Consider the following 23,930-nt stretch of genomic DNA (forward strand, 5'->3'; position numbering starts at 1 on the left):
GGGCAGGCAGGCACCGCGACATCCGATCGAGCGGCGCTATCGATCCGTCCTCGGCGCGCGCCGGGCGCAGGCGAGCCGTCAGCCGCTGGTACGCAGGAGTCCGGAGATCAACAGCAGCACCGACTGCTGGGTCTGCGCACGCGCGAGGTCGGGGTCTGCCGCGTGCGCCACGATCAGGGCGGCCTCGCTGACGACGCTGACGACGAGCTGGGCCAGGACCGGAACGGGGGCCTCGGCGATCAACCCCGCGGCGCGGGCGCGCTCGAGCTGTGCGGTGATCAAGCCGAGGCCGTGAGCGGATTCGAATTCGCGCCAGGCCTGCCAGCCGAGCACGGCGGGAGCGTCGGTGAGGGCGATCCGCAGCATCGCCGGGCGCTGGCAGATCTCCAGGAACAGACCGAGCCCCGCGGCCATGCCCGCCATCACGTCATCGGAGTCGACCGCGGCGATGGCCTTTTCGATCTCCTCGGTGGTCTCCACTTCGATCTGCTCCAGCACCGCGAGGAACAGGCCGCGCTTGTCGCCGTAGTGGTGGTGCAGCGCGCCCCGGGTGACCCCGGCCTCGGTGACCAGCTCTTCGGCCGAGGTTCCCGCGAAGCCGCGCTCAGTGAACAGGCGGCGTCCAGCCTGTTCGAGCGCGGCTCTGGTGGCCCGAGAGCGGTCTTCCTGACTACGGCGTGGCATGCAGCCGAGTGAACTCCAGAATCGATTCGGCGAGCAACTCGGGCTGGTCCTCCGGCACGAAGGTGTAGGAGTCGTCGATGAGCTTCAGCGTCGCGTTCGGCAGATCACGGGCCAGCCGTTCGGCGAACGTCACCGGGAACAGCCGATCCTCGCGCGCCCAGGCCAGCAGCACCGGGATGTCGACGTCGCCGAAGTGGCGCGCGGCCTCCAGCGTGTATCGGCGGTGCGCCGACTTCAGGAAGCGCCGCAGGTCTTTGCGAATCGCGGAGGAGTTCCGGCTCGGCAGCAGATAGGAGTCGGTGATCTCCGGCGGAATCGGCCGTTTGGTGACCCAGCCGAAGGCCAGGGGCAGTCGATGCAGCGCCCGGATGCGCAGCGCCTCGGTCAACGGACGGATCGACCCGGGGACCTTCGCCAGCAGCGGAAGCGCCGTGAACGGCTGCGGCAGGAAGCCCTCGTAGCTGTCCACCGAGGCGAGCACGACGCGGCCGATCCTGGACCGGTCGCGAGTGAGCAGCACCTGGGTGATCGCGCCGCCGGTGTCGTTGGCGACCAGGGTGACGTCGGTGAGGTCGAGACGCTCGAGGAACGCGGCGATCAGGTCCGCCACGCCGACCGGAGTCAGCTCCGCGTCCGGTACCGGGATCTCGTGCGAGCCCAGGGGCAAGTCCGGCGCCAGGCAGCGGTATCCGGCCGCGGCGACGGCGGGCACTACCTTGCGCCAGAGGTCCGCGTTGACGAGCAGGCCGTGCACGAAGACGACCGGAGCGCCCTCTCCCGTCTCGTGATAGCGAATGCGGCCGCCGGACAGGTCCATCTCGTGAGTGCGCCCGAGTGATGTGCTTGTTGCCATGTGGTCCTCCCAGTCCGAACGAATACATCCACCTTTACATACATACGGTATGTATGTCTATAGCTGGATTTTCCGCCCGCCCTCAGCGGATGACCGCGTCGACGATGACGTCGTCGCGTACGACGTAGTAGCCGGTATAGGTCCGCATCGAGTCGTCGGTCTGGCGGGCCGACAGCTCGATATGCACGATGTCCCCACTCTCCGAAGTGATCCGCACCGCCTCGTGCGCGGTCGTCGATAGACCTGCCACGAAGTGCTCGTAGCTCGTGTCCAGGTTCCGGCCGCCCAGCTCCCACGCGCGGCCGTAGTCCCGCCGATTGATGGCGTCGAAGTACGCCGTGACGGTCCGCGCCGGCCCGGTCGCCGGGGCCTGCGTCGTCGTAGAGCGCGCGCTACTGCGCGACGGCGCGCTCGTGGCGGTGCGGACGCCCGTGCGCGACGGCGTGGGCGAGGCGGTGCGGGCGCCGGTGGTCGTCAGCGCGAGTCCGACCGCCGACGGTCCCTGGTCGGCCGGTTTGTCGCCGGGCGCCACGACCAGCACCACCGCCGCCACCACAGCGGCGGCGAGCAGAACTCCGCCCGTGATGACGGCGGGGTTCCGGCGAGGTGGGGCGGCCACGACCGGCGGCGTCCGATTCGGCGGCCGCACCAGCGCGGCCGCGCTCGCGCCGCACCTGATGCAGAATCGCCCCGGCCCGCCGACCGGCTCCTGCCCACAGCTCCAGCACACACCCGCGCCACACGCGGTGCAGTGCCGTTGCCGCCCGCCGGACAGCGATTCCCGGCATCTCCAGCAGTTCGCCATGGATTACCCCGCACCACTCATCAGTCAGCCGAGGACGGCCTTGACGGCGAGTTCCAGCGCGCTCACCAGCGTGGCCAGGGAGGCGATGCCCGCGACCGACCGCCCCACCGCGTGCAGGATCCCCGAGAGCACCAGCCGGTTCGGTCGTTCCTTCGCCGCCTCGGCCACCGCCTGCCGCGTCGTTTCCTCGACCAGCTGACGGTCCGGCAAATCCGCGTCGTACCGGCCGATCCGATCGAGCAGATCGTCCAGGGCGGAACGCAATTCGGCCACCGTCTGCGGAACCGGAATCGCGGCTGCCCCGGCGGTGGTGTTCGAGACCGTGCCGTCACGGCCCGCGACGACGGACCCGCTCAGATGCGCGCCCCCACCGATGGAAACTCCGGTATTACTGCCGACATTCTTGTTCATTCGCTTTCCCTTCTGCGCAGTGGACTATTTCTCGATGATTCGGCGGGTGCGGAAGCGACCCGCGCGGAAACGCCGCCGATAGCGGAATTCAGCAGAGTGGCGTCGCCGTTGATCGTCACGCTGCTGTTGATGATCTGCTCGCCACGGCGAATCAGTTCGTCCGGATCGACATTTCGTTCGGTCAGGAACTGAGCCAGTGTCTCGAAGATCTTCTTCTCGACCGTCTTGGTGAACATCTCCTGGTCGAGCAACTGGAAGTAGCGGTGGTAGCGGATCGAGCGGCCACGCCGGTCGACCCGCAGATCGCCTGCCGCCTCGCGGACGCTGATCAACGCGCCGTGATCGAACGTGAACACCTGGCTGACCTCACTCACTTGGCGGGCGTGCTTACGTTCCCTGCGGACATCACCGAGCAGTTGCCGGATGGCGTCCGGCACCGCGTGCCAGTAGGTCCGGGGCAGGCTCAGGAGGCTGCGCCAGGCCAGGCGCAGCACCTGCCCCGGCCGCGGGCGCAGCAGCAGATCATCGATCTCGTGGTACACCTGCCGCAACGGCGGCAGGGCGCAGTAGTTCGCCTCCACGAACAGCGATGACGCGCTGACGGCGAGGCGGACGAACGCGGTCCACACCACCTCCCCGCCCCAGCCGACGATTTCCGCGGTCAGATAGGGACGCGCCCGGTCCTCCGGGGCCGTCATCAGCGCCTCGATCGTCGTCTCCGGCACGCGATCCACCGGCCTGCCGGTGGGGTCCGGCAGGAATCGCCCGTCGTGGTGGATATCCCCGCCGTTGACGAACAGCCGGTTGTAGACATTCAGCCCGCGCATGTCGAGCTGCGTGATCTCCTTGCGGAGGCGTTCGTTCAACTCGACCGCGGTGAACGGCCGGACCGGCTCCTGATCCGATCCCGGCCTCGTGATGTCCAATGCCATCGACCACGCCGAAAGCGGCCAGCCGTGACCGAGGAACGGCTGGTAGCCGTGATACGCCGTCACATTGCCGTCGGAATAAGCCGCCACGTGCTCGATCTGCTGCCGGACCGAAGCCTTGCGCGGAACCGGAGCCGCGGATGAACGAAATGTACCGCGCCGCAACGAATTCGCCGTGCCGCCCCAGCGAGCGCTGCATCCTTCACCCCACACGGCGAGCCAACCGACGAGAAGGGCTCCCAACGGCAGCGGCGACAACAAGCGGAAAGGATCGAGGATCAAGAGCAGACCCAGCGGCCCGGCGTCGAAATCGGCCGCGGCGAGTTGATTCCCGACGACGACCACCATCGTCGCGATCATCACCAGATTGCGCGCGAGCTGTCGCTCCCGGGCGGCCACCGCGTGCTTCGCCACCGCGACGAGATCGACACCCGGCGACCGGGCCACCGATCGCAACGGTTCCTCGAGCACTTTCTCGACGACCTCGGATGCCAGCGCACTGTCGAAATGAACCGCGGCGCAGAGATAGCGGGTCGCTTCTTCCCCGCGCACCTCACCGGTATTATCGTCGGCCTGCCTCGGCGATTCCGCTGACTCCGTTCCGCGCGACCGCGCACCACAGTTCCCACAGAACGTGGCGTCTTCGGGATTCGATTGTTCGCATTCTGGGCATCGCACAGGACGAGCCAAGCATTCGGTCAGCATCCGGTCTACGAAAATGCCTGCGCTGTACCAACTCTGATCCACACCACGCCGGATGAGTGCAATTCGCACCTCGACCCGACTTCGGTGAGCAAGATCTTGCACGGCGGGAAATCGAGTTCCCGCCAACTCGCGGGTTCGTACGGGGCTGTTCGCCCACGGAATCGACGGACCGGCCCGCATCCGCGTTTACGACACATTATGGACGCTTGACCAATTGGCCGCTACGGTTGATCGAAATCGAACGACAGGGAGTTGACATGACCGTGTCCGATCCGACCCGGCTGCCGCCCGACACCCGCGAGCTGGGGCTGGCCGAATCGGCGGCCGCGATCGCGGGCGGCGCGATCACGTCGGCCGCGGCCGTCGGCGGCGCACTGGACCGGATCGACGCGGCACAGGACACGCTCAACGCCTTCCGGGTCGTGCGCCGGGAACGCGCGCTGGCGGAGGCCGCCGACGCCGACCGGCGGCTGGCCGCGGGGGAACGGCTGCCGCTGCTGGGCGTGCCCGTCGCGGTGAAGGACGACACCGATATCGCGGGCGAGCCGACCGCGTTCGGGTGCGGCGGCGACTTCGCGCCGAAGACCGCGGACGCCGAATCGGTCCGCCGCCTGCGCGCCGCGGGCGCGGTGATCGTCGGGAAGACCAATACCTGCGAACTCGGGCAGTGGCCGTTCACCAGCGCCGCGTGGTTCGGGCACACCCGCAACCCCTGGGACCGCACCAGGACGCCGGGCGGCTCCTCCGGCGGAGCTTCGGCGGCCGTCGCGGCCGGATTGGTCCCCGCCGCCCTGGGTTCCGACGGTGCGGGCTCCATCCGCATCCCCGCGGCGTGGACGAACCTGGTCGGCATCAAGCCACAGCGTGGGCGGATCTCCACCTGGCCGGAGGCCGAGGCGTTCTACGGGCTCACCGTGCACGGGCCGCTGGCGCGCACCGTCGCGGACGCGGCGCTACTGCTGGACGCGGCGGCCGGGCCGCACCCCGGTGACCTGCACACACCGGCCCCGATCACCGCCTCGGACGCGGTCGGCCGTGATCCTGGCAGATTGCGCATCGCCCTGTCGCTGCGCATTCCGTTCACCGCGACCAGAACCGCGCTGGATCCCGAGATCGAGCGAGCGGTGCGGCGCACCGCCGACACCCTGCGCGCTCTCGGGCACACCGTGACCGTCGCCGACCTGCACTACGGCGTGATGATCGGCGCGTCGTTCCTGCCGCGTTCGCTCGCCGGGATCCGCCGGGTGTACCACCGGACGCCCGGCCTGCGGGTCGATCCCCGTACCACCGCCAACGCCCGGATCGGGCGCGTGCTCGACGGGCCCGCCCTGTACGCGGCACGGCAGCTGGAACCCTTGCTGCACAGGCGAATCGGCCACTTCTTCCGAGACTACGACGTCGTCCTCGCACCGACCACCGCGACCGCGCCGCCGCGAGTCGAGGAGATCGACGGCATCGGCGTCCACGCCACCAACAACCTCATCACCGCGGCCTGCCCCTACACCTGGCCGTGGAACGTCCTGGGCTGGCCGAGCGTCAACGTCCCCGCCGGATTCACCGACGCAGGCCTCCCCGTCGGCGCCCAGCTGATGGGCACGGCGAACTCCGAACCCCTGCTGATCTCCTTGGCCGCCCAGCTCGAATCCGAACTCCAGTGGCACCGCCACCGCCCCGACGCGTGGTGGTGAGCGACGTCAGAAGCCGAGTTTGCCGAGCTGCTTCGGGTCGCGCTGCCAGTCCTTGGCCACCTTTACGTGCAGGTTCAGGTAGATGCGGGTGCCGAGGATGTGCTCGATCTGCTTGCGGGCGTTGGTGCCGACTTCCTTCAGCCGGGAGCCGCCCTTGCCGATGACGATGGCCTTCTGGCTGGGGCGCTCGACGTAGAGCAGGGCGTGCACGTCGAGCATGTCCTCGCGCTCCTCGTACGGCAGGACCTCCTCGATGACGACGGCCAGCGAGTGCGGCAGTTCGTCGCGCACGCCCTCCAGCGCGGCTTCGCGGATGAGCTCGGCCATCAGCGTTTCCTCGGGCTCGTCGGTGAGCTCGCCGTCGGGGTAGAACGCCGGTCCCTCCGGCATCTTCGAGGCGATGACGTCGACGAGGACCTCGACCTGCTCGCCCTTGACCGCCGACACCGGCACCACGTCGGCCTCCGGGCCGAGCAACCGGGAGACGGCGAGCAGTTGCTCGGCGACCTGGTCACGGCTCACCTTGTCGATCTTGGTGACCACGCCGAGCAGCGTCGTCTTCGGCGCCATCTGCCTGATCTGCTGCACGATCCAGCGGTCACCCGGACCGATCTTCTCGTCGGCCGGTATGCACAGCGCGATCACGTCGACTTCGGAATACGTGTCGCGGACGAGGTCGTTGAGGCGCTGCCCGAGCAGGGTGCGCGGGCGGTGCAGGCCGGGGGTGTCGACCAGGATCAGCTGCGTGTGCTCGCGGTGCACGATGCCGCGAATCGTGTGCCGGGTGGTCTGCGGGCGCGAGGAGGTGATCGCGATCTTCGCGCCCACCAGCGCGTTGGTCAGCGTCGACTTGCCGGTGTTCGGGCGACCGACGAAACAGACGAATCCGGAACGGAATTCGCCCTTCTCCCGCGCGTCAGCCACCGCGGACCTCGCCCGCGTCGGCGCTCACCGCGTCCACCGCGTCCGCGGAGTCGTCGACGATCTCGAACACCGCGCCGTCGCGGTCGGTGAAGATGATCCGCGCCTCGGCCGAGACCTCCCGCACCGCGGTGACACCGAAGTCGGACAATCGCCCGCCGACCACCACGGCCGCCTCGAATCCCTCGGCGCCGCTGGACAACGCGGCGGCCACCGCGGCTTGCAGTGCTGTCAGCCGCAGGGCGGTCAGCGTGACCTCGCCCGCGGCGTAGGTGCGGCCGTCGGTGTCCCGGATCGCCGCCCCGCTCGCCCCGCCGGCGCGGCTCAGCGCGCCGCGGGCCAGCACGACCAGCTTGTTGTCCTCCGCGTCCAGTTCGGTCATTCGGTGTCTCCGTCCTCGTCGCGATCGGCCGGGATCTCCCGTTCCGATCCGTTGGCCTTGCGCTTGCCATTGGGATTGTCGCCGTTGGTCTTCCCTGCGGGGACCTTCTCGCGCGCTTTGCGTACAACTACGGTGTTCACCCGCATCCGGCCCCGCGCGTCGGCTCCGCCTTCGCCGCGCAGCACCAGCCCGTGGGCCTCGACCTTCGATCCGGGAAGCGGCACCCGGCCCAGCTCGTGGGCGAGCAGGCCGCCCACGGTGTCCACGTCCTCTTCCTCGATCTCCAGCCCGTACAACTCGCCGAGATCCTCCACCGGCAGCCGGGCCGAGACCCGGTAGCGACCGTCGCCGAGATCCTCGATGGGCGGGGTCTCGTCGGTGTCGTACTCGTCGGCGATCTCACCGACGATCTCTTCGAGCACGTCCTCGATGGTCACCAGGCCCGCGATACCGCCGTACTCGTCCACCAGCAGCGCCATGTGGTTGCGCCTGCGCTGCATCTCGTCCAGCAGGCTGTCCAGCGGTTTGGAGTCGGGCATGAACACCGCGTGCCGCATCACCTCGCGCACCCGCACCTTGCGGCTGCGATCGGCATACGGCACAAGGTCTTTCAGATAGACCACGCCGAGGATGTCGTCGACGTTCTCGCCGATCACCGGGATCCTGGAATGCCCCGACCGCACCGCGAGCGACATCGCCTGCGCCGCGGTCTTGTCCGCCTCGATCCAGACCATCTCGGTGCGCGGCACCATCACGGCACGCGCCGGTGTGTCGCCCAGTTCGAAGACCGACTGGATCATGCGCCGTTCGTCGTCGGCCACCACGCCGCGCTCACCGGCCATCTCGACCACTTCGCGCAGCTCGATCTCGGAAGCGAAGGGGCCGTTGCGGAAACCCTTACCCGGGGTGATCGCGTTGCCGAGGAGGATCAGCAGCCTGCTCAGCGGACCGAGCAGCGCGCCGATGAACTGCAGCGGCAGCGCCGCGGCGAGCGCGATCGAGTACGCGTGCTGACGACCCAGCGTACGCGGGCCGACGCCGATCACCACGTAGGACACCAGCGCCATCACCAGCGCGGTGACCAGCAGCGCCCAGTTCCTGCCCCAGACCGTCATCAGGCCCGCCGCCAGCAGCACGGTGGCGCCGATCTCGCACAGAATCCGCAGCAGCACCATGAGATTCACGTAGCGCGCCCGGTCGGCGACGATTCGGGTCAGCCGCATCGCCCCGGGCCGGTCGGCGCGCACCAAGTCCTCGACGCGGGCGGGCGAGATGGTGTTCAGCGCGGAATCCACACCCGCGAACACCCCGCCCACCGAGACCAGCAGGACCGCGAGCAGAACGAGGGTCAAAGAGTTCACGCGGAGCCCAGGGAGTCACCCGGTGTGGTGAAGCCCGCCTTACCCAGCAACCGCGCGTCGCGCTCGGCGAGTTCGGCGCGCCGACGCGCCTCGCGCAGGCTCTCGTACCACTCCTCGAGCAGCCGGGCCTGCAACGCGAACATCTCCTTCTCCTCGTCGGGCTCGGCGTGGTCGTAGCCGAGCAGGTGAAGGACGCCGTGCACGGTGAGCAGCGCGAGTTCGTGGTCCAGATCGTGACCCGCCTTGCGCGCCTGTCCGGCGGCGAACTCCGGGCACAACACGATGTCGCCGAGCATGGACGGGCCCGGTTCCGGGCTGTCGGGCCGTCCGCCCGGCTCGAGCTCGTCCATCGGGAAGGACATGACGTCGGTCGGACCGGGCAGGTCCATCCAGCGCATGTGCAGGTCGGCCATGGTGTCGAGATCGACGAGCACCATCGACAGCTCCGCGGCCGGGTGCACGTCCATTCGGGCGATCACGAACCGCGCGACGCTGACCAGCTCTTCTTCGGGCACGTCGATACCCGACTCGTTGGCGATCTCGATGCTCACCCGAACAGACTACGATCCCGGCGATCGCGTCGCCGGAGCGGAGCCCCGCCCGGCGAAACGAATTACCGCCGGTCCCCCCGGCTCGCCGCACGACGCTGCGCCCGATTGCCGCCGTAATGCGGGGCGACCGGCGGCCGCGTCTCCGATTCGAAGCGGTCGTAGGCGTCGACGATGTCCGAGACCAGCCGGTGGCGGACCACGTCACTGCTGGTCAGCTCCGCGAAGTGGATGTCATCGATCTCGGTGAGGATCTCGCTGGCCGCGCGCAGACCCGACCGCGCGCCGGTCGGCAGATCGACCTGGGTGACGTCACCGGTCACCACGATCTTCGATCCGAACCCGAGACGGGTGAGGAACATCTTCATCTGCTCGGCGGTGGTGTTCTGCGCCTCGTCGAGAATGATGAACGAGTCGTTCAGCGTACGTCCGCGCATGTAGGCCAGCGGCGCGACCTCGATGACACCGGCCGCCATCAGCTTGGGAATGGCCTCCGGGTCCATCATGTCGTGCAGCGCGTCGTAGAGCGGACGCAGGTACGGATCGATCTTCTCGTTCAGCGTGCCCGGCAGGAAGCCGAGCCGCTCTCCCGCCTCGACCGCCGGGCGGGTGAGGATGATCCGGTTGACCGACTTGGTCTGCAACGCCTGGACCGCCTTGGCCATGGCCAGGTAGGTCTTGCCGGTGCCGGCCGGGCCGATGCCGAACACGATGGTGTTGGTGTCGATCGCGTCGACGTACCGCTTCTGATTCAGCGTCTTGGGCCGGATGGTCTTGCCCCGCCGGGACAGGATGTCCAGGCTGAGCACCTCCGCGGGGGACTCGCTGGAGCCCTCGGTGAGCATCGAGACGGTGTGCCGCACCGCCTCGGGAGTCACCACGCGGTTGCGGCCGGTGAGCGCGACCAACTGCTCGATGACCCGCTCGGCGAGGGCGACGTCGGCCGCCTTGCCGGTGAGGGTTACGGAATTGCCGCGGACGTGAATGTCCGCGTCGAGCAGCGTTTCCAGTTCACGGAGGTTCTGGTCGGCCGAACCGAGGAAGGGGAACACGGATTCGGGAGCGAGTTCGATACTCGAGCGCACGGTGCGCGCTGCGGGACCCGAACCGTTGTCGCCGGCGCCGATGCCCGCCGCTGGGGTGGTCGGGTCGCCGATCTCGCCTTGTGTTCTCAAAAGTGGCTATATCCTGCTTTCCGGTCTCGACTGCTGCTGTATGGAGAGAAGTTTAACGCGCCCCACCGACACCGCCCAGTGAATAAGCCGCCGACCGGCCCGGTTCCTCACGGGATTCCACCACGTCGCCGCGCCCGATCCTCGGTGAAGTCACGGAAACGCGATGGAGTATGCGCCGCATCCCGAAGCCGTCCGCCCTCGGGGGCGTTCACCAGCGTGGGGTCAGCGCGCCGAGCGCGCCGAGCGCGACCGCTGCCGCGGTGGAGGTACGCAGCACCGTCGGGCCGAGCAAGGTCACCTCAGCGCCCGCCTCGGCCAAGGCGGCGAGTTCCGCGTCGTCCAGCCCGCCTTCCGGGCCTACCACGAGGACGATCGCGGTGGCCTCGGCGAAGGGCAATTCGGCGAAGCGGGCGGAGCCGGACTCGTGCAGCGCCGCGATGACCGCGCCGTCGGCTTTCGCCGCGCGGACCAACTCCAGCAGGGCTTTGGTGCGGTGCAGATCGGCGACCGCCGGGATGTAGGCCCGCCGGGACTGCCGGGCGGCCGAGCGGGCCGCGGCCCGCCACTTCTCGACCCCCTTGGCCGCCTTGCCCTCCCAGTTCGCGACGCAGCGCGCGGCCTGCCACGGGATGATGGTGTCCGCGCCCGCCTCCGTCATCAGCTCGACCGCGAGTTCCGAACGATCGGATTTCGGCAGCGCCTGCACGACGGTCACCGGCGGCGCCTGCGGAGCCGCCAGCACCCGGTTGCGCACCGCGAGTTCGAGCCGGTCGCGCTGCGCGGCGACGACTTCCGACTCGGCGAGCACACCGCGCCCGTCGGAGAGAGTGATCGGCTCGCCGATTCGGATGCGGCGCACCGTGGCGGCGTGCCTGCCCTCCGGGCCGTCCAGCACCGCGACCGCGCCCGGCTCGGGCACCTCGTCGAGGTAGAAGACCGTCGCGGCCACCTAGCGCCCGCTGAACGACGCCCGCAGCCGCGCGAACAGGCCGCTGTTGTGCTCGGACTGTGCCGACATCACCTCGGCGCGCTCGCGCTCCCGCATTCCCTTGTACTTGCGCAGCAACTCGGTCTGCTTGCTGTCCAGCTTGGCCGGGATCACGATGTCCAGGTGTGCGAGCAGGTCGCCGCGCGCGCCGGAGCGCAGCCGCGGCATACCGTGACCGCGCAGCACCGAGATCTCGCCGGGCTGGGTGCCCGCCGGAATGGTCAGCTCGGTGGGGCCGTCGAGGATCGTGTCGATCACGACGGTGGTGCCCAGCGCCGCGTCGACCATCGGCACCCGGATGGTGCAGTGCAGGTCGTCCCCGTCACGGACGAACACGTCGTGCGGCTGCTCCACGATCTCGACGTACAGGTCACCCGCGTGACCGCCGCCCGGGCCGACCTCGCCCTGCGCGGCCAGCCGCACCCGCATGCCGTTCGCCACACCGGCCGGAATCGGCGCGGCGATCTCGCGGCGCGCCCGCACCCGGCCGTCGCCGCCGCACTTGTGGCACGGGTCCGGGATGGTCTCGCCCGCGCCCCGGCAGGTCGGGCAGGGGCGCGAGGTCAGCACCTGGCCGAGGAAGGACCGCTGCACGGACTGCACCTCTCCCGCGCCGCCGCAGGTTTCGCAGCGCACCGGCTTGGAGTTGCCGTTGGTGCCCGAGCCCTGACAGATGTCGCACAGGATCGCGGTGTCCACGGTCAGGTGCTTGGTCACGCCGACCGCGCACTCGGCCAGGCTCAGCCGGGTGCGGATCAGTGAATCGGCGCCCGGCTGGACGCGACCGCGCGGCTTGCGCGCGCCGGTCGTGCCGCTCATGCCGCCGAAGAACGCCTCGAACACGTCGCCGAGTCCGCCGAAGCCCGCGCCGTTGAAGCCGGCGCCGCCGCCGCCCGATTCCAGCGGGTCGCCGCCCATGTCGACGATGCGCCGCTTCTCCGGATCCGACAGCACCTCGTAGGCGGTCGACACTTCCTTGAACTTGGCCTGCGCCGCCTCGTCGGGGTTGACGTCGGGGTGGAGCTCACGCGCCAGCTTGCGGTAGGCCCGCTTGATCTCCTGATCGGTCGCGTTCTTCGCGACGCCGAGCAGTCCGTAGTAGTCCCGTGCCACTTTGAGTTCTCTAGTCCTTGGTCGTTCTCGACGGTGCCGCCGGTGCCGCGCCGCGTAGGAAGCGCGCCGACAACAGCATTAGTCTCGTGCACTCAACTTTATCCGCCCGAAGGGTCGAGCGTAGCAGTGGCGTCGCCGACCGGGTTTCCGCCTCAGCGCTCGGCGAGGACCTCGCCGATATAGCGGGCCACGGCCGCCACCGAGGCGATCGTGCCCGGGTAGTCCATCCGCGTCGGGCCGAGCACCCCCATACCGCCGAGCACCGCACCCGCCGCGCCGTAGCCGGTCGACACCACCGAGGCGCCGCGCATCTGCTCGACCTGCGTCTCCTCGCCGATACGCACCGTGACCGTTCCCGGCTGCTGCGCCGCGGCCAGCAACTTGAGCACGATCACCTGCTCCTCCAGCGCCTCCAGGACGGCGCGCAGCGAACCGGGGAAGCCGAAGTCGGCGACGTTGCGGGTCAGGTTGGCGGTGCCGCCGAGCACCAACCGCTCCTCCGGATGCTCCACCAGCGTCTCCACCAGCACCGTGGACACCCGCACCAGCACGTCGCGCAGCCGCACCGGCGCGTGCTCGGGCAGTTCCGCGACTGCCGCCGAGGCCATGGCCAGCCGTTTGCCGTCCATCGCCCCGCCGAGCATGCCGCGCAGCGCGGCCAGATCCTCGTCGTCGATCACCGCGCCGAGTTCCACCAGACGCTGGTCGACCCGGCCGGTGTCGGTGATCACCACCAGCAGCAGGCGCGCGGGATTGAGGGCCACCACCTCGATGTGCCGCACCGTGGACGCCGACACCGTGGGGTACTGCACCACCGCGACCTGCCTGGTCAGCTGGGCCAGCAAGCGGACGCCGCGGCGCAGCACGTCGTCGAGGTCGACGCCGGACTCCAGGAACTCCATGATCGCCCTGCGCTCCGCCGGCGACAGCGGCTTCACCTCGGAGATCCGGTCCACGAACTGCCGATAGCCCTTGTCGGTGGGAATGCGGCCGGAGCTGGTGTGCGGCTGTGTGATGTAACCCTCGGCCTCGAGCACCGCCATGTCGTTGCGTACCGTCGCGCTGGAAACACCCAGATTATGCCGCTCGACCAGCGTCTTCGACCCGATCGGCTCCTTGGTCGCGACATAGTCCGCGACGATCGCGCGCAGGACCTCGAAGCGCCGATCCTCGGTGCTCGACATCGGCCCCACCTCCTCGCTTGCGTCTCCGGTCGCGCCGTACCCGGCGCGCACGCCCCGCGCCCACGAGCCAACGCGGGCGAATCACGGTTCGTCTCGTTATCCAGTCTAAATGTCGAAAGCCGAATCGCTCGCCCGCAACGCTCCCGGTGACGGCGGCAGGACCGCCACCCACCGGCCCGGAAACCGCCGAGCGGGACGTGACCGTGCGGTCGGCGGACCCACGATCACGTCCCGCCTGGTGCGGCGGTCAGCGCGCAGCGGCGGCTCGGACCACTGCGGCCACGGCGTCGGGCCGGGAGACCAGCGAGGCGTGCGAGGCGTCGATCTCGCTGGTCAGCGCCCCCATCCGCTGGGCCATGAAGCGCTGGGAGGACGGGGGGATCACCCGGTCGGCTCCCGAGACCAGATACCAGCTCGGGGTGCCGGACCACGAGGGCGGCCCGGACGGTTCGAGATTGGCCTTCACGGCGATGGAGTGCTGATGGGCGATCATGTCGGCCGCGGTCGCCGGACCGACGTCCTGGGCGAAGACGGCGTTGAAACTGTCGGGAGCGACGTAGCCGTCCACGTTCTTCCCGGCGACGCCCGTGGCGTCGTCGACGACTTTCACCTGTAGCGCGGGCGGCAGCAACTGGCTGCCCGGAAAGCGGATCGGGTCGAGCGCCGACTGGGCCACCTCGCCTTGCACCGGTGCGAAAGCGGCGACGTAGACCAGGGACTCGACCTTCGGATCGCGCACGTTGCTGATCACGAAACCACCGTAGGAGTGCCCCGCCAGCACGACCGGACCGCTGATCGTGTCCAGCGTGCGCTGCACGGCCGCGGCGTCGTAGGCAGGTCCGCGCAGTGGGTTCTCCGGCGTCACCACGCGATAGCCCTGTTCGCGCAGCACGGCGGCGACGCCGTCCCAGCTGGTGGTGTCGGCGAAGGCGCCGTGCACGAGCACGATGGTCGGCAGCGCCTGCGCCTGTGCGGGCCCGGCCGAGACGGTGGCGGCGAGTACGACGGCGAGCGCCGCCCATGCGCCGCGCAGGTTGCGTTTGTTCGTCATCGGATGGCTGTCCTCCTCAGCTCTTCACGAAGTCGAGCAGATCGGCGTTGAACGCCTTCTCGTAGTCGCCACAAAGTCCGTGCGGAGCGCCGGGATACACCTTCAGCTGTGCTCGCGGTAGCAACTTCGCCGTCTTGGCGCCCGCGGCGGCGAGCGGCACGATCTGGTCGTCGTCGCCGTGCGCGACCAGCACCGGGATATCGATGCTCGGCAGCTCGGCGGTGAAGTCGGTCTCGGAGAACGCCTTGACGCAGTCCAGCGCGGCTTTGAGCCCCACCTGCATGCCCATCAGCCAGAAGTGGTCCCGCAGTCCCTGAGAGACCTTCGATTCCGTGCGGTCGGCGCCGTAGAACGGGACCGACAGGTCCCTCCAGAACTGCGACCGATCAGCGGCCACGCCCGCGCGGATGTCGTCGAACGCCTCGATCGGCGTCCCTTCCGGATTGGCGCCGGTCTTCAGCATCAACGGCGGCACCGCGCCCAGCAGCACGGCCTTCGCGACCCGCGTGGTGCCGTGCCTGGACAGGTATCTGGCCACTTCGCCGCCACCGGTCGAGTGCCCGACCAGAATCGCGTCCGTGATGTCCAGCTCGTTCAGCAACGCGGCGAGATCGTCGGCGTAGTGGTCCATGTCGTGCCCGTCCCACACGTCGCTGGAGCGGCCGTGTGCCCGCCGGTCGTGCGCGATGGCCCGACAGCCGTGGCTCGCGACGAGGTTCATCTGGTTTTCCCAGGCGTCCCCGTTCAGCGGCCAGCCGTGGCTGAACACCACGGGACGCCCCGAACCCCAGTCCTTGTAGTAGATCTCGACGCCATCGGTGGTGGTGATCGTCGGCATGACGGTTCCCTTCGCTCTGGATGGATCGGACTACGGCTCGCCGGGCAGCACGAAGGAGTGCTCGCCAGCAATCTCAGAGCAATACGACTGTGACGCCTCCGGGGCCGTGCATGAATACCATCGGACGTCGCTTCAACCCTGCCTCCTACGGCGAACCGCGATCGTTCTGTGTCGATCGCCGTTCGACAGCGTATTACGGGCAACCACCGGAAAAACGACTTTCAGTGCTCGGCCTGCCCGCGGACCCGATCAGTCAGGCCGCGACCAGGGTGCAGGACAGCCCGCGCTACCGGCTAGTGGCCGGTCACATCGCCCAGCTGACCGCCGACGCCGACACACTCAGCGCCGGCCGGCGGCCGCGCTGTCCGGCTGCACCGGCATCGAATTGATCCGGGGGCCTGCTGTTGTCGGCGGACAGCGACAATGGCAACAGCTCCGTCGCGCCGACCGCCGACATGCTGCGGTCCCGGATTCGCGCCTACGTCCGGCGCGACCTGGCCGACCCCGGCCTCGGCGCCGCACAGATCGCCAAAGCGCACACCATGTCGGTCCGGCAGCTGTACAAGGTTTGCGCGAACGCGGAATACAGCCTCGAACAGTGGATCATCAGCCAGCGGCTGGAACAGGTGTGCGGCGATCCGGCGCTTTCACACCGCCTACGGACTCTCGCCCCGGGAATGGCGCGGGATCGCGCTCGCCACGGACGAGCCGTAGCGGTCAGCCGCGATCTGGGGTTCTCGCCTGCTTGCCCGCGAGGGCGTCGAGGCCGAGCATCGCCAGCAGCGACTCGCAGTCGGTGGCGTTCTGCGCGTAGCTGGCCACGGTGCGGGCGGCGACGGCGCACTGGCGCGCATTCTCCGCTTTCTCCGCCGCTCGCGCCTCCGCGAATTCGCCCGGTTCATGGATAAGGGTGATGTGCCGTGCCGACGCCATTGGTCTCCTTGGGGGTTGGTCGCAGACTACGCGGCCGTTCGGCGCCGCGTTACCGGAATCGGAGGCGCGGTTCGCGGAACCACCGCAGCCGCGGGCTCGGGTCGGGCCCGCCCGGCCGGGCGCGGGACCGCCCGCGTTACGGGTTGCGCGAGTGCGATTTCCGGGGTGGTCGTGCCCGAATCGCCAGGTCGGACCGCTTCGTCTGGAGCGCGCCGGGTGGATCATCCGAGCAGTTCGCGCACGACGCCGTCGGCGAGGAGGCGGCCGCGGTCGGTGAGCACGAGCCGATCGCCGGGCGAACGCACGGCGAGGCCGTCGGCGATCACGCGGTCGATCGCGGGCGTGGCGGAGGACGTCAGCTCGGCCAGGGGCAGGCCGCTGCGCAGCCGGACGGCGAGCATGACCCGCTCCAGGTAGCGCTCGTCCGCGCTGAGCGCCTCCCAGCCCGCGGCGGGCAACCCGCCCGCACCGACTCGATCCGCGTACCGCGCGGGGTGCTTCACGTTCCACCACCGCACGCCGCCGACATGACTGTGCGCACCCGGCCCGGCGCCGAGCCAGTCACCGCCGTCCCAGTAGCCGAGGTTGTGCCTGCAGACCGCGGCGTCGTCCGCCGCCCAGTTCGACACTTCGTACCAGCCGAGCCCCGCCGAACGCAGGCGCGCGTCGATGCGCTCGTAGCGGGCGGCGAGCACGTCGTCGTCCGGCGCCGGCAGTTCGCCGCGGCGCACCCGCCGGGCCAGCGCGGTGCCGTCCTCCACGATCAGCGAGTAGGCCGAGACGTGGTCGACGCCCGCGCCGAGCACCGCGTCCAGGCTGGCGTCCAGGTCGGCGTCCCGCTCGCCCGGCGTCCCGTAGATCAGGTCCAGGTTGACGTGGTCGAAGCCGGCGGCGCGCGCCTCTCGCGCGGCGGCCACCGCGCGGCCCGGGGTGTGCGTGCGATCGAGCACCCGCAAGACGTGCTGCGCGGCGGACTGCATGCCCAGCGACACCCTGGTGAATCCGGCCGCCCGGATGCGCTCGAAGAATTCGGGCGAGGTGGATTCCGGATTGGATTCCGTGGTGACCTCGGCTCCCGCGGCGAGGATGAACTCGGCGCGCACGGCGTCCAGCACCGCGGCGAGCCCGTCGCCGCCGAGCAGTGAGGGCGTCCCTCCGCCGACGAAGACGGTGGCGACCTCGGGCGTAGCGCTCGGCAACGCGGCGAACTCCCGCGCGGCGGTGGCCAGCTCCCCCCGCAATGCCGCCAGCCATGACTGCGGCGAGGCCGACGTGCCGAGTTCGCCCGCGGTGTAGGTGTTGAAGTCGCAGTAACCGCAGCGCGTAGCGCAGAACGGCACGTGCACGTAGATCCCGAACGGCCCGGCGCCGAAATCGCGCAGCACCGGCGCGGAGGTGTCGGTGCTGGCAGACGCGGCGGAAGAACTCACAGGTCCAGTGTGAACGCCGCCGGATGCGCGCCGACGCCCGGGACTCCGCAGCGCCCCGGCCGACCCCGGATCGTTGGTTCCGATCATGCCGCGCGGCGCGCCTGCGACCGGCGGGATCGTGGGCTCAGGACACCCGGCGGCCTCTCCGATCGCAGGCCCGAGAGGCCGGCGGGGCGAACGACGGCGGCTTCAGTCCGCCAGCACGGGGGTGTTCTGGTTGGCGGTGAGCAACCAGCGGCCGTCCTCCTTGGACATCACGTACATGGGGGTGCCTTCGCTGTCCAAGGCGCCCTCCGGGGTGAAATAGCGCTGGCGCACCTTGACCGCGGCCACATCCGGGCGAATGAACAGGATGTGCTCGATCTCGTAGGTCGCCGTGCCGTGCGCACTCGCTCCCGGCAGCACCTGGGCGGTGAACTCGGCGATGGCGGCGCGTCCGAAGAGGCGTTTGCCGTGGCCGGTGGTCCAGATCGCGTCCGCCCGGAACAGCGCGGCGAATTCGTCGACCAGTTCGTTCTGCTGGATGTGCTGGACGCGCGCGACGACCGCGCGGATGGCCTCGATCTCGGCGGCGGTGTCGGCAACTGTGGTACTCATAGCGCCGAGCGTGCTACCTCGACCGCGCTCGAGGTCAAGCGGCGTGCGAGGCGTCACACCCGCCGAGGCGGCCGTATCACCCCCTCTTTCGGCCTCCTTACTATGACTGCCGTCACAAACCTGGTCCGTAGTCCAGGGGATTTCCCGCCAATCAGCGGGAAATACCGAATGCGGGGTCGGAAGGCCATCGCTGACGTGGCACAATAGGCCGCATGCGCGCTTTGGGAGTACGACTTGTGGCACGTCGCCACGTCGATTACAAGCGCGTCTGCAGCGCCTGCTGTCTGCCCGGTTCCCTCCGGTAGCTCAGCGCGCCCGATCCCCGGAATCCCCGGCGATCCCGACTTCATCGGCCCGCTGACACCGCAGGCGTGAGTCAGCCCCTCGCGCCCTCAGCAGGATGTACCACCCACCCCGCAGGAGCGACCCCATGACGTCGAGCACCGACGCCGGTCCGACCGATCAGCCCACGCCCGAATCCCAGCCGGGCCACCGCGCGCGCACCGAACGCCCGGCCTCCGAACGCCGCGTCCGCCCGGACCGCCCGCGTCCCGAGGCGACCTCCACCGGACCGCGCGTGCGTACCGGCAAGCCCGTGCGCCGCAAGGCCGAGGGCCAGTGGGCGCTGGGCTACCGCGAGCCGCTGAACCCGAACGAGCAGTCCAAGAAGGACGACAATCCGCTCAACGTCCGCGCCCGGATCGAGAACATCTACTCGAAGACCGGATTCGACGGCATCGACAAGGGCGACCTGCGCGGCCGGTTCCGCTGGTGGGGTCTGTACACCCAGCGTGAGCAGGGCTACGACGGCAGCTGGACCGGCGACGAGAACATCGACCTGCTCGAGGCCAAGTACTTCATGATGCGCGTCCGCTGCGACGGCGGCGCGCTGAACGTCGCCCAGCTGCGCACGCTCGGCCAGATCTCCACCGAGTTCGCCCGCGACACCGCCGATCTGTCCGATCGCGAGAACGTGCAGTACCACTGGATCGAGGTGGAGAACGTCCCCGAGATCTGGAAGCGGATCGAGGCGGTCGGCTTGAAGACCACCGAGGCGTGCGGCGACTGCCCGCGCGTGGTGCTCGGCTCCCCGCTGGCGGGAGAGTCGCTGAACGAGATCATCGACCCCACGCCCGCGATCGATGAGATCGTGCGCCGCTACATCGGCAAGAAGGAGTACTCCAACCTGCCGCGCAAGTTCAAGACCGCGATCTCCGGCCAGCAGGACGTGGTGCACGAGATCAACGACGTCGCCTTCGTCGGTGTGGTGCACCCCGAGCACGGCCCCGGTCTGGACCTGTGGGTCGGCGGCGGCCTGTCCACCAACCCCATGCTCGCCAAGCGGGTGGGCGTCTGGGTGCCGCTGGACGAGGTGCCCGACGTCTGGGAGGCCGTCGTGTCGGTGTTCCGCGACTACGGCTACCGCCGCCTGCGCACCAAAGCGCGCCTGAAGTTCCTGATCAAGGACTGGGGCATCGAGAAGTTCCGCCAGGTGCTGGAAGACGAGTACCTGAAGCGCAAGCTGATCGACGGCCCCGCGCCGGAGCAGCCGACCAAGCCGATCGACCACGTCGGCGTGCAGCGGCTGCGCAACGGGCTCAACGCCGTCGGTTTCTCCCCCATCGCGGGCCGGGTCTCGGGCACCGTTCTGACCGAGGTCGCCGCGGCGGTCGAGCGGATCGGCTCCGATCGCATCCGGTTCACCCCGTATCAGAAACTGATCGTGCTCGATGTTCCCGACGACAAGGTCGACACGCTGATCGACGAGCTGGAGCCCCTCGGCCTTCAGGCGCGGCCCTCGCTGTGGCGGCGCAATCTGATGGCCTGCACCGGCATCGAGTTCTGCAAGCTCTCCTTCGCCGAGACTCGCAAGCGGTCCCAGGCGCTGGTGCCGGAACTGGAGGAGCGGCTGGCGGATCTGAACGCGCAGCTGGACGTTCCGATCACGATCAACATCAACGGTTGCCCCAACTCCTGCGCCCGTTCCCAGATCGCCGACATCGGATTCAAGGGTCAGCTGGTCGACGACGGCGACGGGAATCAGGTGGAGGGCTTCCAGGTTCACCTGGGTGGCAGCCTCGGCTTCGACAGCGCCTTCGGACGCAAGCTGCGCCAGCACAAAGTGACCACTCAGGAACTCGGCGACTACGTCGAGCGGGTGGTGCGCAATTTCGTCAAGCACCGTGCGGACGGCGAACGGTTCGCCCAGTGGGCGGTCCGCGCCGACGAGGCCGACCTGAGATAAGTGTCGACGGGAGATCAACTGTGACAACCGAACTCGCGGAAAAGCTGTCCGAGGACGAGCTCCGCGCCATCGCCGCGCGCGGCGCCGCCGAGCTGGACGGCGCCTCGGCGACCGAACTCCTGCAGTGGACCGAGGACACCTTCGGCACGAACTACATCGTGGCCTCCAACATGCAGGACGGGGTGCTGGTGCACCTGGCCGCGGGCATCCGGGCCGGCGTGGACGTGCTGTTCCTGGACACCGGCTACCACTTCGCCGAGACCATCGGCACCCGGGACGCGGTGGAGGCCGTGTACGGGGTGAACGTGGTCAACGTCCGGCCGGAACACACGGTGGCCGAACAGGATCAGCTACTGGGCAAGGATCTGTTCGCGCGTGAGCCGAACGAGTGCTGCCGGTTGCGCAAGGTCCTCCCGTTGCAGAAGTCGCTGGCGGGATACAACGCCTGGGTCACCGGCATTCGCCGCGTGGAGGCGCCGACCAGGGCGAACGCGCCGCTGATCTCGTTCGACGAGGCATTCGGACTGGTGAAGATCAATCCGATCGCCCCGTGGTCCGACGACGAGATGCAGGACTACATCGAAAAGCACGGCATCCTCGTCAATCCCCTGGTCGAGGAGGGGTATCCGTCGATCGGCTGCGCACCGTGCACACGGAAGCCGGAGCCGGGATCCGATCCGCGCAGCGGCCGCTGGGCCGGGCTCGCCAAGACCGAATGCGGATTGCACACAGCATGACCGGAGGACACAGCATGACCGAAACCATCCGAGGCGAGCGTTCGCTCGGCATCAGCGAATTCGACACCCTCGCCGCGCTGGAGTCCGAGGCGATCCACATCTTCCGCGAGGTGGCGGGCGAGTTCGAGCGGCCGGTGATCCTTTTCTCCGGCGGCAAGGACTCCACTGTGCTGCTGCATCTGGCGCTCAAGGCGTTCTGGCCCGCGCCGCTGCCGTTCGCGCTGCTGCACGTGGACACCGGGCACAACCTGCCCGAGGTGCTGGAGTTCCGGGACAAAGTGGTCGAGCGCTACGGCCTGCGCCTGCACGTGGCGAAGGTGGAGGACTACCTGGCCGACGGCAGGCTCACCGAGCGCCCCGACGGTATCCGCAACCCGCTGCAGACCGTCCCGCTGCTGGACGCGATCAGCGAGCACCGGTTCGACGCCGTGTTCGGCGGCGGCCGCCGCGACGAGGAGCGCTCGCGCGCCAAGGAGCGGATCTTCTCGCTGCGCAACGCCTTCGGTCAGTGGGACCCGAAGCGCCAGCGTCCCGAGCTGTGGAATCTCTACAACGGGCGGCACGCGCCGGGCGAGCACGTGCGCGTGTTCCCACTGAGCAACTGGACCGAGCTCGACATCTGGCGCTACATCGCCCGCGAGGACATCGATCTGGCGAGCATCTACTACGCGCACGAGCGTCCGGTGTACCAGCGCGACGGCATGTGGATGACGCCCGGCGTGTGGGGCGGCCCGCGCGACGGCGAGGTGCTCCAGACCCGGTCGGTGCGCTATCGCACCGTGGGCGACGGATCCTCCACCGGCGCCGTGCTCTCCGACGCCGCCGACAACGAGGCGATCCTCGCCGAGGTCGCCGCGTCCCGATTGACCGAACGCGGCGCGACCCGCGGCGACGACCGGGTTTCCGAAGCCGCGATGGAAGACCGCAAACGAGAGGGTTATTTCTGACATGTCCGACCTATTGAGGCTGGCCACCGCCGGTTCTGTCGACGACGGCAAGTCCACTCTGGTCGGACGCCTGCTCTACGACACGAAATCCGTTCTGGCCGACCAGATCGACGCCGTCACTCGCGCGTCGGTGGACAAAGGTCTCGCCACCCCGGATCTCTCGCTGCTCGTGGACGGGTTGCGCGCGGAACGCGAACAGGGCATCACCATCGATGTCGCCTATCGCTACTTCGCCACTCCGCGGCGCTCTTTCGTGCTCGCGGACACCCCCGGGCACGTGCAGTACACCCGCAACACCGTGTCCGGCGCGTCCACCGCGCAGCTGGTGATCCTGCTCGTCGACGCGCGCAAGGGCGTCATCGAGCAGACCCGCAGGCATGCCGCCGTGCTCGCGCTGCTGGGTGTGCCGAAGCTGGTGCTCGCGGTGAACAAGATCGATCTGGTGGACGACGCGGCCGGTGTGTTCGCCGCCATCTCCGCGGAGTTCAGCGAACTCACCAGCACTCTGGGCTGGTCGAGCGAGGACGTGCTGGAGATCCCGGTCTCGGCGCTGCACGGCGACAACATCGCCACCCGGTCGGACAACACCCCCTACTACGACGGCCCCTCGCTGATCGAGCACCTGGAATCGGTGCCGGTCGACGCCGACAGCACCGGCAATCACGCGCTGGGCCTGCGGTTCCCGGTGCAGTACGTGATCCGGCCGCGCACCGCCGAACACCCGGACTACCGGGGGTACGCCGGGCAGATCGCGGCGGGCACGGTCGCTCCGGGCGACGAGGTCGTGGTGCTGCCCTCGGGTGTCCGCACGACCGTCGAGCGGATCGACACCCCCGACGGCGAACTCGCGGTGGCGCAGACCGGGCGCAGCGTCACCTTGATCCTGGTCGATGACGTCGACGTCTCCCGCGGCGACATCATCGCCTCGACCGCCGACGCGCCGGAGCCGGTCGACACCTTCGACGCCACCGTGTGCTGGCTGGGCGACAAGCCGCTGCGGCCCGGCGCGCGATTGCTGCTCAAGCACGGCACCCGGACCACCCAGGCGATCGTCGGCGCGCTGCTGGAGCGCTTCGATGAGCAACGCCTGGTCGCCGATCCGAACCCGGAGTCGCTGGAACTCAACGACATCGGGCGCATCTCGGTGCGGCTCGCCGAGCCGATCGCGGCCGACGACTACCGGGTGAACCGGTACACCGGCAGCTTCCTGCTGATCGACCCGGCCGGTGGCAATACGCTGGCGGCCGGTCTGGTCGGCGACGTGCTGACCGCCGTCGAGGTCGGCACCGGAGCCTGACGTGACCGTGTCGCGAGCCCGTTTCGATACCCCGCCGGTCCTGCGCGCGAGCGCTTCGGTGGGTCGTTCGGGCTGCGCGACATCAGGAGCCGGTCACCGCGCGGCCGC

The 23,930-nt window shown here is 69.3% G+C and carries 24 protein-coding genes; 6 read left to right on the plus strand and 18 right to left on the minus strand.

What is annotated here, in order from left to right:
* Window positions 1-78 precede the first annotated feature (78 nt).
* From LTT66_RS03905 to LTT66_RS03925, 5 genes are all read right to left on the minus strand, one after another.
* Window positions 79-684: a TetR/AcrR family transcriptional regulator gene (locus LTT66_RS03905; RefSeq protein WP_233063886.1), complete on the minus strand. Its 606-nt coding sequence runs from the start codon at window positions 682-684 to the stop codon at window positions 79-81.
* On the minus strand, window positions 671-1,537 hold the full coding sequence (locus tag LTT66_RS03910; protein ID WP_233063890.1) for an alpha/beta fold hydrolase: 867 nt from the start codon (window positions 1,535-1,537) through the stop codon (window positions 671-673). Before LTT66_RS03910 ends, LTT66_RS03905 begins: the two co-directional genes overlap by 14 nt.
* A gap of 82 nt (window positions 1,538-1,619) precedes the next feature.
* The gene (locus LTT66_RS03915) at window positions 1,620-2,156 is read right to left on the minus strand and encodes a hypothetical protein (RefSeq protein WP_233063896.1); all 537 of its coding nucleotides are present in this window, start codon (window positions 2,154-2,156) and stop codon (window positions 1,620-1,622) included.
* A gap of 210 nt (window positions 2,157-2,366) precedes the next feature.
* Window positions 2,367-2,753: a hypothetical protein gene (locus LTT66_RS03920; protein WP_233063898.1), complete on the minus strand. Its 387-nt coding sequence runs from the start codon at window positions 2,751-2,753 to the stop codon at window positions 2,367-2,369.
* Window positions 2,750-4,234 (minus strand): hypothetical protein, encoded by a 1,485-nt coding sequence (locus tag LTT66_RS03925; RefSeq protein ID WP_233063900.1) that lies wholly within the window; start codon window positions 4,232-4,234, stop codon window positions 2,750-2,752. Before LTT66_RS03925 ends, LTT66_RS03920 begins: the two co-directional genes overlap by 4 nt.
* Before the next feature lie 410 nt (window positions 4,235-4,644).
* Between LTT66_RS03925 and LTT66_RS03930 the strand changes: the two genes are divergently transcribed.
* Complete coding sequence (locus LTT66_RS03930; RefSeq protein WP_233063911.1) at window positions 4,645-6,075, plus strand: amidase; 1,431 nt, start codon at window positions 4,645-4,647, stop codon at window positions 6,073-6,075.
* A 6-nt stretch (window positions 6,076-6,081) separates the two neighbouring features.
* Here LTT66_RS03930 and era read toward each other — a convergent pair whose 3' ends face one another.
* The 13 genes from era to LTT66_RS03995 form a co-directional block, all read right to left on the minus strand.
* Window positions 6,082-6,999: a GTPase Era gene (gene era / locus LTT66_RS03935; RefSeq protein ID WP_181721281.1), complete on the minus strand. Its 918-nt coding sequence runs from the start codon at window positions 6,997-6,999 to the stop codon at window positions 6,082-6,084.
* Window positions 6,992-7,378, minus strand: coding sequence for a cytidine deaminase (locus LTT66_RS03940; protein ID WP_233063914.1), 387 nt, complete (start codon window positions 7,376-7,378; stop codon window positions 6,992-6,994). The genes era and LTT66_RS03940 overlap by 8 nt, the downstream gene beginning before the upstream one ends.
* Window positions 7,375-8,739, minus strand: coding sequence for a hemolysin family protein (locus tag LTT66_RS03945; RefSeq protein WP_233063915.1), 1,365 nt, complete (start codon window positions 8,737-8,739; stop codon window positions 7,375-7,377). The genes LTT66_RS03940 and LTT66_RS03945 overlap by 4 nt, the downstream gene beginning before the upstream one ends.
* The gene (gene ybeY, locus LTT66_RS03950) at window positions 8,736-9,290 is read right to left on the minus strand and encodes an rRNA maturation RNase YbeY (RefSeq protein ID WP_043688747.1); all 555 of its coding nucleotides are present in this window, start codon (window positions 9,288-9,290) and stop codon (window positions 8,736-8,738) included. The genes LTT66_RS03945 and ybeY overlap by 4 nt, the downstream gene beginning before the upstream one ends.
* 62 nt (window positions 9,291-9,352) lie before the next feature.
* On the minus strand, window positions 9,353-10,414 hold the full coding sequence (locus LTT66_RS03955; RefSeq protein WP_233068981.1) for a PhoH family protein: 1,062 nt from the start codon (window positions 10,412-10,414) through the stop codon (window positions 9,353-9,355).
* Window positions 10,415-10,670: 256 nt separating this feature from the next.
* Window positions 10,671-11,411: a 16S rRNA (uracil(1498)-N(3))-methyltransferase gene (locus tag LTT66_RS03960; RefSeq protein WP_233063918.1), complete on the minus strand. Its 741-nt coding sequence runs from the start codon at window positions 11,409-11,411 to the stop codon at window positions 10,671-10,673.
* On the minus strand, window positions 11,412-12,563 hold the full coding sequence (gene dnaJ, locus LTT66_RS03965) for a molecular chaperone DnaJ (RefSeq protein ID WP_043688744.1): 1,152 nt from the start codon (window positions 12,561-12,563) through the stop codon (window positions 11,412-11,414).
* Window positions 12,564-12,715: 152 nt separating this feature from the next.
* Window positions 12,716-13,747, minus strand: a complete 1,032-nt coding sequence (hrcA, locus tag LTT66_RS03970) for a heat-inducible transcriptional repressor HrcA (protein ID WP_043688743.1) — start codon at window positions 13,745-13,747, stop codon at window positions 12,716-12,718.
* Window positions 13,748-13,994: 247 nt separating this feature from the next.
* Window positions 13,995-14,798, minus strand: coding sequence for an alpha/beta fold hydrolase (locus tag LTT66_RS03975; protein WP_233063919.1), 804 nt, complete (start codon window positions 14,796-14,798; stop codon window positions 13,995-13,997).
* Window positions 14,799-14,814: 16 nt separating this feature from the next.
* The gene (locus LTT66_RS03980) at window positions 14,815-15,636 is read right to left on the minus strand and encodes an alpha/beta fold hydrolase (RefSeq protein WP_233063922.1); all 822 of its coding nucleotides are present in this window, start codon (window positions 15,634-15,636) and stop codon (window positions 14,815-14,817) included.
* A gap of 717 nt (window positions 15,637-16,353) precedes the next feature.
* Entirely contained in the window at window positions 16,354-16,569 is a 216-nt protein-coding gene (locus tag LTT66_RS03985) for a hypothetical protein (RefSeq protein ID WP_195036007.1), read from the minus strand.
* A 221-nt stretch (window positions 16,570-16,790) separates the two neighbouring features.
* Entirely contained in the window at window positions 16,791-17,999 is a 1,209-nt protein-coding gene (gene hemW, locus LTT66_RS03990) for a radical SAM family heme chaperone HemW (protein WP_233063927.1), read from the minus strand.
* 189 nt (window positions 18,000-18,188) lie between these two features.
* The gene (locus LTT66_RS03995) at window positions 18,189-18,596 is read right to left on the minus strand and encodes an SgcJ/EcaC family oxidoreductase (protein WP_233063929.1); all 408 of its coding nucleotides are present in this window, start codon (window positions 18,594-18,596) and stop codon (window positions 18,189-18,191) included.
* 212 nt (window positions 18,597-18,808) lie between these two features.
* On the opposite strand from LTT66_RS03995, the gene LTT66_RS37340 reads away from it, so the two are divergent.
* The 5 genes from LTT66_RS37340 (at window position 18,809) to LTT66_RS04015 (ending at window position 23,822) form a co-directional block, all read left to right on the plus strand.
* Entirely contained in the window at window positions 18,809-18,901 is a 93-nt protein-coding gene (locus LTT66_RS37340) for an Ms4527A family Cys-rich leader peptide (protein WP_369122979.1), read from the plus strand.
* Window positions 18,902-19,026: 125 nt separating this feature from the next.
* The gene (locus LTT66_RS04000) at window positions 19,027-20,841 is read left to right on the plus strand and encodes a nitrite/sulfite reductase (protein ID WP_269821994.1); all 1,815 of its coding nucleotides are present in this window, start codon (window positions 19,027-19,029) and stop codon (window positions 20,839-20,841) included.
* A gap of 20 nt (window positions 20,842-20,861) precedes the next feature.
* Window positions 20,862-21,578, plus strand: a complete 717-nt coding sequence (locus LTT66_RS04005) for a phosphoadenylyl-sulfate reductase (protein ID WP_181721292.1) — start codon at window positions 20,862-20,864, stop codon at window positions 21,576-21,578.
* A 14-nt stretch (window positions 21,579-21,592) separates the two neighbouring features.
* Window positions 21,593-22,525, plus strand: a complete 933-nt coding sequence (gene cysD / locus LTT66_RS04010) for a sulfate adenylyltransferase subunit CysD (protein ID WP_181721293.1) — start codon at window positions 21,593-21,595, stop codon at window positions 22,523-22,525.
* A 1-nt stretch (window position 22,526) separates the two neighbouring features.
* Window positions 22,527-23,822, plus strand: coding sequence for a sulfate adenylyltransferase subunit 1 (locus tag LTT66_RS04015; protein ID WP_181721294.1), 1,296 nt, complete (start codon window positions 22,527-22,529; stop codon window positions 23,820-23,822).
* Window positions 23,823-23,930 lie beyond the last annotated feature (108 nt).

Origin of the sequence: Nocardia gipuzkoensis (assembly GCF_021183645.1) — a bacterium.
GTDB lineage: Bacteria > Actinomycetota > Actinomycetes > Mycobacteriales > Mycobacteriaceae > Nocardia > Nocardia abscessus.

Bases quoted from the DNA above. Each gene is read 5' to 3' on its own strand.
- LTT66_RS03905 (WP_233063886.1), bottom strand. From the start codon at position 684: ATGCCACGCCGTAGTCAGGAAGACCGCTCTCGGGCCACCAGAGCCGCG.
- LTT66_RS03910 (WP_233063890.1), bottom strand. From the start codon at position 1,537: ATGGCAACAAGCACATCACTCGGGCGCACTCACGAGATGGACCTGTCC.
- LTT66_RS03920 (WP_233063898.1), bottom strand. From the start codon at position 2,753: ATGAACAAGAATGTCGGCAGTAATACCGGAGTTTCCATCGGTGGGGGC.
- LTT66_RS03930 (WP_233063911.1), top strand. From the start codon at position 4,645: ATGACCGTGTCCGATCCGACCCGGCTGCCGCCCGACACCCGCGAGCTG.
- LTT66_RS03940 (WP_233063914.1), bottom strand. From the start codon at position 7,378: ATGACCGAACTGGACGCGGAGGACAACAAGCTGGTCGTGCTGGCCCGC.
- hrcA (WP_043688743.1), bottom strand. From the start codon at position 13,747: ATGTCGAGCACCGAGGATCGGCGCTTCGAGGTCCTGCGCGCGATCGTC.
- LTT66_RS03975 (WP_233063919.1), bottom strand. From the start codon at position 14,798: ATGACGAACAAACGCAACCTGCGCGGCGCATGGGCGGCGCTCGCCGTC.
- LTT66_RS03980 (WP_233063922.1), bottom strand. From the start codon at position 15,636: ATGCCGACGATCACCACCACCGATGGCGTCGAGATCTACTACAAGGAC.
- LTT66_RS03985 (WP_195036007.1), bottom strand. From the start codon at position 16,569: ATGGCGTCGGCACGGCACATCACCCTTATCCATGAACCGGGCGAATTC.
- LTT66_RS03995 (WP_233063929.1), bottom strand. From the start codon at position 18,596: ATGAGTACCACAGTTGCCGACACCGCCGCCGAGATCGAGGCCATCCGC.
- LTT66_RS37340 (WP_369122979.1), top strand. From the start codon at position 18,809: ATGCGCGCTTTGGGAGTACGACTTGTGGCACGTCGCCACGTCGATTAC.
- LTT66_RS04000 (WP_269821994.1), top strand. From the start codon at position 19,027: ATGACGTCGAGCACCGACGCCGGTCCGACCGATCAGCCCACGCCCGAA.
- cysD (WP_181721293.1), top strand. From the start codon at position 21,593: ATGACCGAAACCATCCGAGGCGAGCGTTCGCTCGGCATCAGCGAATTC.
- LTT66_RS04015 (WP_181721294.1), top strand. From the start codon at position 22,527: ATGTCCGACCTATTGAGGCTGGCCACCGCCGGTTCTGTCGACGACGGC.